The 10,666-nt window shown below is 61.6% G+C and carries 8 protein-coding genes and 1 pseudogene; 6 read left to right on the forward strand and 3 right to left on the reverse strand.

All coding sequences use genetic code 11. The annotated features are described in order from the left end of the window. Positions 1-3: 3 nt before the first annotated feature. Positions 4-2,031 carry a transketolase gene (tkt, locus tag CHB90_RS06495; protein WP_089277048.1) on the reverse strand — a complete coding sequence of 676 codons (2,028 nt, stop codon included), beginning with the start codon at positions 2,029-2,031 and terminating at the stop codon, positions 4-6. Between the two features lie 122 nt (positions 2,032-2,153). Between tkt and CHB90_RS06500 the strand changes: the two genes are divergently transcribed. The 6 genes from CHB90_RS06500 to dhaL all read left to right on the forward strand — a co-directional run bounded on the left by CHB90_RS06500 (position 2,154) and on the right by dhaL (position 9,254). Then, positions 2,154-2,942, forward strand: coding sequence for a DeoR/GlpR family DNA-binding transcription regulator (locus CHB90_RS06500; protein WP_089277049.1), 789 nt, complete (start codon positions 2,154-2,156; stop codon positions 2,940-2,942). Next, positions 2,939-3,706, forward strand: a complete 768-nt coding sequence (locus CHB90_RS06505) for a triose-phosphate isomerase (RefSeq protein ID WP_089277050.1) — start codon at positions 2,939-2,941, stop codon at positions 3,704-3,706. The genes CHB90_RS06500 and CHB90_RS06505 overlap by 4 nt, the downstream gene beginning before the upstream one ends. Positions 3,707-3,725: 19 nt before the next feature. Beyond that, positions 3,726-4,181, forward strand: a complete 456-nt coding sequence (gene derI / locus CHB90_RS06510) for a D-erythrulose-4-phosphate isomerase (protein WP_089277051.1) — start codon at positions 3,726-3,728, stop codon at positions 4,179-4,181. Between the two features lie 100 nt (positions 4,182-4,281). Further along, positions 4,282-5,811 carry an FGGY-family carbohydrate kinase gene (locus tag CHB90_RS06515; RefSeq protein WP_089277061.1) on the forward strand — a complete coding sequence of 510 codons (1,530 nt, stop codon included), beginning with the start codon at positions 4,282-4,284 and terminating at the stop codon, positions 5,809-5,811. Next, positions 5,804-7,474, forward strand: a complete 1,671-nt coding sequence (locus CHB90_RS06520; RefSeq protein WP_089277052.1) for a glycerol-3-phosphate dehydrogenase/oxidase — start codon at positions 5,804-5,806, stop codon at positions 7,472-7,474. Before CHB90_RS06515 ends, CHB90_RS06520 begins: the two co-directional genes overlap by 8 nt. A gap of 22 nt (positions 7,475-7,496) precedes the next feature. Beyond that, positions 7,497-9,254, forward strand: coding sequence for a dihydroxyacetone kinase subunit DhaL (gene dhaL / locus CHB90_RS06525; RefSeq protein ID WP_089277053.1), 1,758 nt, complete (start codon positions 7,497-7,499; stop codon positions 9,252-9,254). Between the two features lie 263 nt (positions 9,255-9,517). Here the strand turns inward: dhaL and CHB90_RS06530 are convergent, their stop codons facing one another. Together CHB90_RS06530 and CHB90_RS06535 are read right to left on the reverse strand one after the other, a co-directional pair. Continuing rightward, positions 9,518-10,246 carry a hypothetical protein gene (locus tag CHB90_RS06530; protein WP_089277054.1) on the reverse strand — a complete coding sequence of 243 codons (729 nt, stop codon included), beginning with the start codon at positions 10,244-10,246 and terminating at the stop codon, positions 9,518-9,520. 151 nt (positions 10,247-10,397) lie between these two features. Then, positions 10,398-10,666: pseudogene (locus tag CHB90_RS06535) on the reverse strand (IS5/IS1182 family transposase); the annotation flags it as partial.

Raw genomic sequence — 10,666 nt, forward strand, 5'->3', positions numbered from 1 at the left:
GACTTAGTCCTCGCCGCCGATCAGCGCCTCGGCCCGGGCGATGATCCCTTCTTTGGTTATGCCAAAATGTGCGTAAAGGTCTTCGGCCGGGCCGGACGCGCCAAAACCGTTGAGGCCGACCACGTCATCCTCATTGCGCACATAACGTGTCCAGCCAAATGTTCCGCCTGCTTCCACAGCGATACGCGGGGCTGTGCCAAGGACGGCGTCACGATAATCGCGCGGTTGCGCGTCGAAGAGTTCCCAACTGGGCATCGACACCACGGCCACGGCGAGACCACGGTCGGCCAGTGCCTGCGCCGCCTCAACAGCCAGACTGACCTCGGTTCCGGTTGCCAGTATGGTGAGGTCGCGTCCTTTGCTGAATTGCCGGATCACATAGGCCCCCCGACTGCTGAGGTTTTCTCCGGTTTCTTCGAGGCGCAGCTGCGGGACACCCTGACGGCTGAGGGCCAACAGCGACGGGGTTGCACGCGAGCGTATCGCGATGTCCCAGCATTCCAACGTTTCCACGGCGTCAGCGGGCCGAAAGGTATACAGGTTCGGCATGGCGCGCAGCGACGCCAGATGTTCGACCGGCTGATGGGTCGGCCCGTCTTCGCCCAAGCCAATGCTGTCATGGGTCATCACATAGATTGTGCCGACGCCCATCAACGCCGACAGTCGGATGGCGTTGCGGGCGTAGTCCGAGAATACAAGGAAAGTGCCGCCATAGGGGATCAGCCCGCCATGTGTGTTCATTCCGTTCATCGCGGCGGCCATAGCAAATTCGCGCACACCGTAGCCGACATAGCGGCCACCTGTTTGTGCCGAGAACTGGCTGTCCACCGCAGCGACGCGGGTCAGGTTTGAGCCCGTGAGATCGGCGGAGCCACCAATCAGTTCCGGCACGGACGGGGCAAGCGCGTTGAGGGTAAACAGACTGGCCTTGCGTGTGGCGACATTTTGCGGCGCGTCGAACAGCGCCTTGCGGGCCGCGGCAACAGCCGCATCATAGTGATCCGGCAGGCCGCGGGTGATGCGGCGGTTGAACTCAAGGGCCCCGGGGTTGGTGGCAAGACGTTTCTCCCATGCGTCCCGTTCGTGGGCACCGCGCGCTCCGATCTCTTGCCAAGCCAACGCAAGGTTCGCGGGAATTTCGAAAGGGTCGGCAGTCCAGCCCAGCGCCGCCTTGGCGGCGGCGGCTTCGTCGGTCCCCAGTGGCGCACCGTGCGCGCCTGCGGTGCCAGATTTGGTGGGCGCGCCGAAGCCGATCACCGTCTTCATCGAGATCAGCGTTGGCTTGTCCTGCTCGGCTTTCGCCGCTGCGATGGCCTGCGACACGGCGGGAATGTCGTGCCCATCACAGTCGATCACATGCCAGCCACAGGCGGCAAGCCGCGCTGGGACGTTTTCGGAAAAGGACACCGAGGTCGGGCCATCGATGGTGATTTGGTTGTCATCGTAAAGCGCGATCAGTTTTCCAAGTCCCAGGTGCCCGGCAAGGGAAATCGCCTCTTGCCCGATGCCTTCCTGAAGACAGCCATCGCCCAAAAAGACGTAGGTGTGGTGGTCCACGATATCAGCGCCGAAGTCCGCCGCGAGGGCGCGTTCGGCAATCGCCATGCCAACCGCGTTGGCGAACCCCTGCCCTAGCGGGCCGGTGGTTGTCTCGATCCCCTTGGCATGGCCGTATTCCGGGTGCCCGGCGGTTCTTGCACCCAATTGGCGGAAGTTGCGCAACTGGTCGAGGGTCATGTCCGCATAGCCCGTCAGATGGAGCAGCGAATACAGCAGCATCGAGGCATGCCCGTTCGACAGAACCACCCGGTCACGGTCCGGCCAGTCAGGGGACGACGCATCAAATTTCAGATGATCGCGAAACAGCGCCGTAGCGGCGTCCGCCATGCCCATGGGTGCGCCCGGATGACCGGATTGCGCGGCCTCGACCGCGTCTATCGACAGGGCGCGAATGCAATTGGCCAACGCAAACCCTTTGGGGTCGCGTGCAGCTTTGTCGGCGATGGCTCTGGGTCGCGAATCTTCGGGCATGTGGTCCTCCTGCGTTGCCGCCGTGCTACGTCAACTTCTCAAAAATCACAACATTAAATCCCAAAATAACATTATTGACGTTATATTTGTGACGTGTTATGTTACCCACAGGAGGACAATGCGTGAAACGTGACGACCGACAGCAGGCAATCATGGATATGCTGGTGACCGCGGGCGAGGTTGAGCTTGACGCGCTATCTGACCACTTTTCCGTGTCCCGCATGACCATTCACCGCGATCTCGACGACCTTGAGGCTGCGGGTCTTCTGCGCAAGATCAGGGGCGGCGCCACGATCCGTTCTGGCACCCAATTCGAAAGCGATTTCCAGTTTCGCGAACGTCAGGACAGCGCGGCCAAGACGGCAATGGCGCAAGCGGCATTGCGGCTGATAGAGCCGGGCATGAGCGTGATGATCAACGACGGTTCCATGGCTGCAAATTTGGGCAAGGCCCTGAGCGCCAAACGACCACTGACCGTCATCACCAACAACGCGGCGGTGATCGACGCCCTGCGGACAGAGGCCGGCATAACGCTTATCGCACTTGGCGGGGTCTATTCCGCCAAGTTCAACGCATACCTCGGCAAAGTAACCGAAGACGCGCTGGCGCAGTTGCGCGCGGATGTCTGTTTTATCTCTTCGCCTGCGGTGTCCGGGCTCGAAGTGTTTCACATGGATGATGCTGTTGTCCGCAGCAAACGGGCAATGATCGACCAGGGGGCCGTTCGTGTCCTTCTGGTCAATCACACACGCTTTGGCCGCGCCGCCCTGCACCGACTCGCCAAACTGTCGGAGTTCGACCACATCATCACGGATACCGCACCCGATCCGGCCGCCTGCGCGGCGCTCGCCCGGGCCGGGTTGACCCTGACCCTCGCCGATACTTTGGAACCCCAAGAGGCTGACACATGACGCAACCACACTACTGGATCGGCACCAGCTGGAAGATGAACAAGACACTTGCCGAGGCGCAAGGCTTTGCCTCGGCACTGGCCGTCGCCGATGCTGCCCGCGACCCGCGCATCCAACGCTTTGTGATCCCGCCGTTCACGGCGGTCCGGGACGTCAAACAGACCCTTGCGACCAGTTCTGTCAAAGTGGGTGCGCAGAACATGCATTGGGCCGACAACGGTGCGTGGACCGGCGAGGTATCGCCAGTGATGCTGAAGGACTGCAACCTCGACATCGTCGAACTGGGGCATTCCGAACGCCGCGAGCATTTCGGCGAAACCGACAAGACTGTCGGCCTCAAGACCGAAGCTGCCGTGCGGCACGGCCTTATCCCGCTGATCTGCATTGGCGAAACCCTGGCCGAACGCGAATCCGGCCGCGCGAAGGAGGTGCTGGAAACGCAGGTTCGCGGCGCGCTTGGAAAACTGGACACGACCCAGAAATCCGCCAAAATCCTGCTGGCTTACGAACCCGTTTGGGCCATCGGCGAAAACGGCATTCCGGCGACATCGGACTATGCCGACGAACGGCAGGCCGAGATTATCTCTGTGGCTGCCGACGTACTGGGTCGCAGGGTGCCCTGCCTGTACGGCGGATCGGTCAACCCCGACAATTGCGCAGAACTCATCCAGTGCCCTCATATTGACGGGCTGTTCATCGGGCGCTCTGCCTGGAACGTCCAAGGCTATCTGGACATCCTGTCCCGCTGCGCGTCGGTCATCTGAAACAGGAAAGGAATATACCATGAAAATTGCAGTTGCAGGCGACAGCGCCGGTGAAGGTCTGGCCAAGATCCTTGCCGAGCACCTGAACGGCGCGCATCAGGTGTCGGACATCTCTCGCACCGATAGCGGACCGGACTCATTTTACGCCAACATGGCGGATCGCGTGGCCACGGCCGTGCTGGCGGGTGAATACGATCGCGCAATCCTGTGCTGCGGCACCGGGATTGGCGTTTGCCTGTCGGCCAACAAAGTGCCGGGCATCCGCGCCGCCCAATGCCATGACACCTATTCGGCAGGCAAAGCCGCGACGTCGAACAATGCGCAGATCATCACGATGGGCGCTCGCGTGATCGGATCGGAACTGGCCAAGGACATTGCCGACGCCTTTTTGTCGTCGAGCTTCGACCCTGACGGCCGGTCAGCCGGAAACGTGACTGCGATCAACGAGGTCGACGCGAAATACAACAAGGCCTGAACTGTCGCAGCGCGTTTCGCGCAGACCTTTCAGGCCGAAACCGGAACCCCGGCCTCCCTCGGGGTTCCGGTCAGACAACGGGCACCAGAGAATGCAGGACATGGACAGGATTCTGGCAATAGACAACGGGCTGACCGTCACCAAGGCTGTCATCTTCGATCTCGAAGGCACCCAGATCGCTGTAAGTCGACGCAACGTGCCGCAGCTGCAGCCTGCGCCGCGCCGGGTGGAACGCGATATGGCAGCGTTGTGGCAGCAGACTGCGGCGGCGATCCGCGAGGTGCTTGAATCCAGCGCCACGGACCCGGCACGGATCGTGGCGGTCGCGGCCACGGCCCATGGCGACGGGCTGTATCTGCTGGACCGCGACGCCGCGCCGCTGGGACCGGGCATCCTGTCACTCGACAGCCGCGCCATCGACATCGTCGACGACTGGCAGCGCAGTGGCACCGACCACAAAGCGCTGAGCCTGACCGGACAGGCGCCACATGTCTCGGCACCCTCTGCGCTGCTTGCCTGGATGCGCCGGGAGGACCCCGACTGCTATGCCCGGATCGGGCACATCCTGTCCTGCAAGGACTGGCTTTGCTATTGCCTGAGCGGTCATATCGGAACCGACCGGACAGAGGCCAGCACCTCTTTCTGCGATGCCCAAAGCCAAAGCTATTCACCTGACGCGCTTGCGCTTTTCGGGTTGGCCGATCTGGACGGCGCCTTGCCGGACGTCGCACATTCTGCGGAAATCGTCGGAACGATCACCGCCGACGCGGCCCGGGCGACCGGCCTGACCAAAGGGACGCCGGTGGCTGCCGGCCTTCATGATGTGACGGCGTCCGCACTTGGCATTGGCGCGCATCAACCCGGCGTCGTTGGTATCGTGGCGGGCACCTATTCGATCAACGAATGTGTCTCTACCGCCCCCCGGATCGACGCCCGCTGGTTCTGTCGCAATGCCGTTGGGCCGGGTCAGTGGAACAACATGGCGATTTCTCCTGCTTCGGCTACCAATTACGACTGGTTTCTCGACAGCCTGTGTGCAGCGGAACGCCAAAGTGCCGACGCCTCCATTCACGCCCGTCTGGGGCCGGAAATCGACGCCGCGCTGTCGCGCCCGTCGTCGATCCTGTATCACCCCTACCTGTTCGGGTCGCCCATGGGTGCGGCACCAAGCGCCGGATTTCTGGGGCTGCGCGGCTGGCATGGCCGCGGCGACATGCTGGCCGCCCTGCTGGAAGGCATCGCCTTCAACCACCGCCAGCACATCGACGCCTTGCGCGATGGCTTTGGCGGCACCGAGGCCCGGCTGACCGGGGGGGCATCGCGCAACCCTACCGTGGCGCAACTCTTTGCCGATATTCTGGACATGCCGGTCACCGTGACGGACACGGATGAGGCCGCCGCATGGGGGGCCGCCCTTTGTGCCGGGGCCGCCGTCGGCACCTTTGCCCGGTTCGACGCCGACCCCCGCGATATTGACCGCCACGCGACGGTTTACCGGCCGTCCCCCGATCGCGTCGCCCACTATACAGAACGGTATGCCGTCTATCGGGAGATCGCAGAGACCATGACATCCACTTGGGATCGGCTAAACGCTCTTGAGGCGATGGGCCGGGGCGGTCGTCATGACTGATACGCCCATTGAGAACTTCGACGTTGTCATTCTGGGCGCCGGGATCAACGGCGCGGGGGTGTTTCGGGACCTCTGTGAACAGGGTCTGAAATGCCTGATCATCGACAAGGGCGACTTTGGCTCCGGCACCAGCGCGGCGCCATCACGGCTGATCCACGGCGGATTGAAATACCTGGAAACCGGCGAACTGCGCCTGGTCGCTGAATCCACCTATGAACGGAATCTACTGATGAAAAACGCCGCACATCTGGTGCGGCCGCTTCCGACAGCGATCCCGATCCTGTCCTGGACCAAGGGCGTCACCGCTGCCCTGCGCACCTTGTTTCGGTCAACGACAGCCCCTCGCAGTCGGGGCGCGCTGCTCGTCAAGGTCGGCCTTTCGCTGTACGACCACTATGGATCGAGGGCGCGTCAGATGCCCCGGCATCGCATGATCACGCGCCGCAAAGCATTGGCCGAGATTCCGGCCCTGACGCCGCGGATCGTTGCGCTGGGAACCTACTATGACGCCACCATTTCGGCCCCGGAACGGCTGGTTCTGGAACTGATCGAGGACGGGCAAAAGGCGTCGCCCGAATCCCGGGCGATGAACTGGTGTGGCGTGACCGGAACCTCCGATGGCACACTGCACCTGAAACCGGAAACCGGCGAAGGAAAAGCCGTCAGGCCACGGTTTGTCGTCAATGCGACCGGTCCCTGGATTGATCGCGTGAATGGCCTTCTCGGCCTCAACAGCCAGTATATCGGTGGCACAAAAGGATCACACGTCCTGCTGGATCACCCCGCGCTGCTGCGGCAATTGGACGGCAGAATGCTGTACTTTGAGGCCGATGACGGGCGCATCCTTCTGGTTGTTCCGTTTCAGGGCAAGGCGCTGGTTGGTTCTACGGACATTCCTTCAGCGGATCCGGACAGCGTTGCCTGCACTGACGATGAAACGCACTATTTCATGCAAAGCTTGCATGATCTGCTGCCGGGGCTTGAATTCAATCGTGACCAGATTGTCTATGCCTATGCGGGCATCCGGCCGCTTCCCAATTCACAGGGCGTCGCACCGGGGCTGATCAGCCGCGATCATTCCGCGCTAAAAGATGCCGCAACACCGGAGCGCCCCTTTCCGATCCTTTCTCTGGTCGGGGGCAAATGGACGACGTTTCGGGCCTTTTCAGCCGAAGTGACCGACACGGTGCTTGCCGACCTGAACGCACCCCGGCTGCGTGGGACGGACGAAATGCCCATCGGCGGCGGACGTGGCATGCCGCGCACAACAGCAGAACGTACCGAGTGGATCATCGCAGCGGCTCAGTACACCGGCGCCGCACCAGAGCGCCTAGAAACGCTGCTGGACCGTTATGGCACGACCGCACGCGACATCGCCCGGCACGAAGGGATCCAGCCGAAACCTCTGATTGATGCGCCCGAATTTACCGAGCCAGAATTGGATTGGATCGTTCGAAACGAAAGTGTCGTGCATCTGGCCGATGTCCTGTTGCGGCGGACACCCCTTGCGATCAGCGGACACCTGACTCCGAAACTTTGCTGTTCCGCCGCCACTATCGCAGCGGCGGCGCTGGGTTGGACCGCAGAGCGCAAGGAGGCAGAGCTGAAACGCCTCGCGGCGCTTCTTGCCGAACGCCACGGCGTTCACCTAGACTTTGGGTGACGCGCTCAGGGAGGTTTCAGGAATGCCAGACCATCACCGCAAGCTGATCAACGCTCCAGAGAGTCTGATCGAGGATCTGGTCGCGGGCATGGTCTCTGCCCATCCCTCCCTGCTTTGTGTCGAGGGTGACACCGGACGGGCCATCGTAGCGCGCAATGGCCCAAGAGATGGCAAGGTCGGGATCGTCGTCGGCGGCGGGTCAGGGCATGAACCTGCATTCGCAGGCTATGTCGGCAAGGGGCTGGCCGACGCCGCGCCACTGGGCAACATCTTTGCCTCCCCGTCACCCGCACAGATCATGGACGCCGGTTTCGCCGCCGATGGCGGCGTGGGCGTGTTGCTTTTGTATGGCAACTACACCGGCGACGTGATGAATTTCGGGATGGCTGCCGAAGGTTTGGCCCAACACGGCATCACTGCCAGATCTTTTGTCGTAACCGACGACATCGCCTCGGCTCCGCCAGACCGGGCAGAGGAAAGACGTGGCATCGCCGGGGATTTCTTTGTTTTCAAGATTGCAGGTGCCGCGGCGGATCAGGGGGCAACCCTGAATGAGGTTGAGGCCGCGGCGGCGCGGGCCAATGCCGCAACCCGCACCATGGGCGTCGCCCTGTCTGCCTGTATCCTGCCACAGACCGGACGTCCGAATTTCGACCTGCCCGTGGGAGAGATGGAAATCGGCATGGGCATACATGGGGAACCCGGCATCGAACGCGGCCCGGCAGAAAGCGCCGACGCGGTGACGGATCGCCTGTTGGCCCCGATCCTGCATGAGCTGGAGCTGACCGCCGGTGACCGGGTCGCGCTTCTGGTCAACGGGCTGGGATCGACCTCTCTGATGGAGCTTTACCTGCTGCACCGGCGCGCGGCGGAATTGCTGGCGCAGAGACATGTGGAAATTCATCAAAGCTGGGTCGGCGAATACTGCACCTCGCTGGATATGGAGGGCGCGTCGATCACGCTGATGCGGCTGGATGACGATTTGCAACACTGGCTGGATCATCCCTGTGAGACACCCGCCCTAAAGGTCGGGCAATCCCACGCGGAGACGCCACCGCGTCGCCCGCGAAAGCGCCCGCCCGCCAAGGCCCAGCACAGCTCTGCCATCGACCGCGATGCGTTGAAAACCGACGGCGATATCGGCCCGCGCGAATTTACCGCCATGATGCGCGCCGGGGCCGAGGCGATCTTTGCCGCCTGTGACCATCTCTGCGCGCTCGACGGCCAGATCGGTGACGGGGATCATGGGCTCACCATGGAAATCGGCTGGAAGGCCGTGCTGGATACGCTGTCCGAAAATGACCCGGACATGACGATCACCGAAACCTGTGATCGCATGGCAGACGCCTTTCTTGGTGCGGTGGGTGCGTCTGCGGGACCGCTGTACGCATCGGGCTTTGTGGCTGCGGGGCAGGCGGTTTCGGACCGGTTAGCCCTCGACGCGATGTCGCTGGCCAGATGGCTCGACGGATTGGCACAGGGCATCGCGACAAGGGGGCAAACGCAACCGGGCGAAAAGACAATGCTGGACGCCTGGCGGCCTGCTGCGGACGCGGCCTTGGCCCATGCCACGGAGGCTGGAACAAGCCGGTCCTGTCTGACAGCTGCCAGCACGGCAGCAAGGGACGGAGCCACGGCGACCGCAGATATGCAAAGCGCCAAGGGCCGGTCAAAGAAACTTGGGAAGCGGGCAATCGGACACATTGATCCGGGCGCGGAGTCGGCAGCCATCCTTATGGCCGCGTGGGCCGATGCTGAGTCTACTGCCGGTCGTCAATAGCCACGTCGGCGATAGGCACCTGCACATCCCGTTCATGCGCGGGGACTGTACGCTGGACCCAACCCTGCTGTCTCTGGACCCCGTTCAGGCTTGGAAAAATGGTCGGAGTGAGAGGATTCGAACCTCCGGCCCCTGCCTCCCGAAAACTGAGGTCCATATTAAAATCAATTGCTTAACTGACACTCTTGCACAAGACATCCCTTAGAATCAGCTGTGTAAGGCCTTCGGTCGTGCAAGTCTGTGCAAGTCCCTCCGTGGTTGGGTTACCTTGGATTCCGCCGAGTGAGATAGTCCAGCACGAGCGCCGTGACACCAAGCGCTCCAAACACGAAAGGCGCGATTGCTCCAGCCTCCGCGCCAAACCCTACCTCGATTGGACTTGCAGCAAGGCCGATCACGCTGAACCCAAACTTCGATGTTCCGACGCAGGCGAAAAGACAAATGAAAGCGAAACGCCGGTACCAAGTCTCAGGATCAAGATACAAGACAATTAGAAATGTCACTACTGCCAAACCAGCTGACAACATGCCGGTTTGCCGAATTGATTGATCAACCCAAATCCAACCAGCCATAAGGACAAGCACACCACACACCAAGCCGGAAAATGCCGCTACAACCCAGTGCGCTCGCCACCAACCTTCAGTCTCTATGCCGTTGGAAAAAGTCGCGCCTTCAACTTCAGTCTTCGTTGGCGTGTTCGCATAGATCATTGGCGTGTCACGCCCTTGCGCCGGAGACAGGAGTAGCGTCCTTTCGGATTCAAATTTCTTAGGATTAAGCACTTCCGCTGCGCGTTGAACTGCATCACCCGCACAGTTGAGTGCATCCGTGAACGATTCTATCGCGGTTCTTGGCTGCAGTATGCCGTTGGACTTCAATTTTTGGATTGCGGCACTAATTTCTTCTCTACGCCTGAAGGACGGCTGAGAAGCGCTTTCTCGGCTGTCTAGCGCAGCGCCCAAAATTGCATACTGCTCTCGGAAGTACGCCATAGCAGCGGTGCCCTCAGCCGCTTGACGTTTTGATCTACCGAAGTGGTGTGATCTAGCCAAAGCGGCAACGATCCCGGCTTCTTGCAGCACCTCGAGAGGCTTTGTTGCGCAAAGTCGGTAACGTCCGGAGTTCCCCTTTCCCCGGACGCAATTATCCCACAGGCTCTGTGACGGGTATGCCGAGCGCGGTGTAGCCGTTGAGCACGGCGGCGCGGATCTGAAGTTCGGCGACCTGACGATCGAAGTCGCGCGCCATGAGGCTCTGCCCCAGCAGCTTCACGCAATGCATCTTCGTCTCGGCGCGGCTTCGTCGGTGGTATCCGCTCCATTTTCTCCAGATGGCGCGGCCAAGGTATTTCGAAGCGCGCAGCGCCTCGTTCCGAGCGATAGCCCCTGCAGTCGATGGCTTCCACGGCTTGG

It is taken from the genome of Antarctobacter heliothermus (assembly GCF_900188425.1).
GTDB lineage: Bacteria > Pseudomonadota > Alphaproteobacteria > Rhodobacterales > Rhodobacteraceae > Antarctobacter > Antarctobacter heliothermus.

Coding starts and splice junctions, on each gene's coding strand:
- tkt (WP_089277048.1), bottom strand. CDS start 2,031: ATGCCCGAAGATTCGCGACCCAGAGCCATCGCCGACAAAGCTGCACGC.
- CHB90_RS06505 (WP_089277050.1), top strand. CDS start 2,939: ATGACGCAACCACACTACTGGATCGGCACCAGCTGGAAGATGAACAAG.
- derI (WP_089277051.1), top strand. CDS start 3,726: ATGAAAATTGCAGTTGCAGGCGACAGCGCCGGTGAAGGTCTGGCCAAG.
- CHB90_RS06515 (WP_089277061.1), top strand. CDS start 4,282: ATGGACAGGATTCTGGCAATAGACAACGGGCTGACCGTCACCAAGGCT.
- CHB90_RS06520 (WP_089277052.1), top strand. CDS start 5,804: ATGACTGATACGCCCATTGAGAACTTCGACGTTGTCATTCTGGGCGCC.
- dhaL (WP_089277053.1), top strand. CDS start 7,497: ATGCCAGACCATCACCGCAAGCTGATCAACGCTCCAGAGAGTCTGATC.
- CHB90_RS06530 (WP_089277054.1), bottom strand. CDS start 10,246: ATGGCGTACTTCCGAGAGCAGTATGCAATTTTGGGCGCTGCGCTAGAC.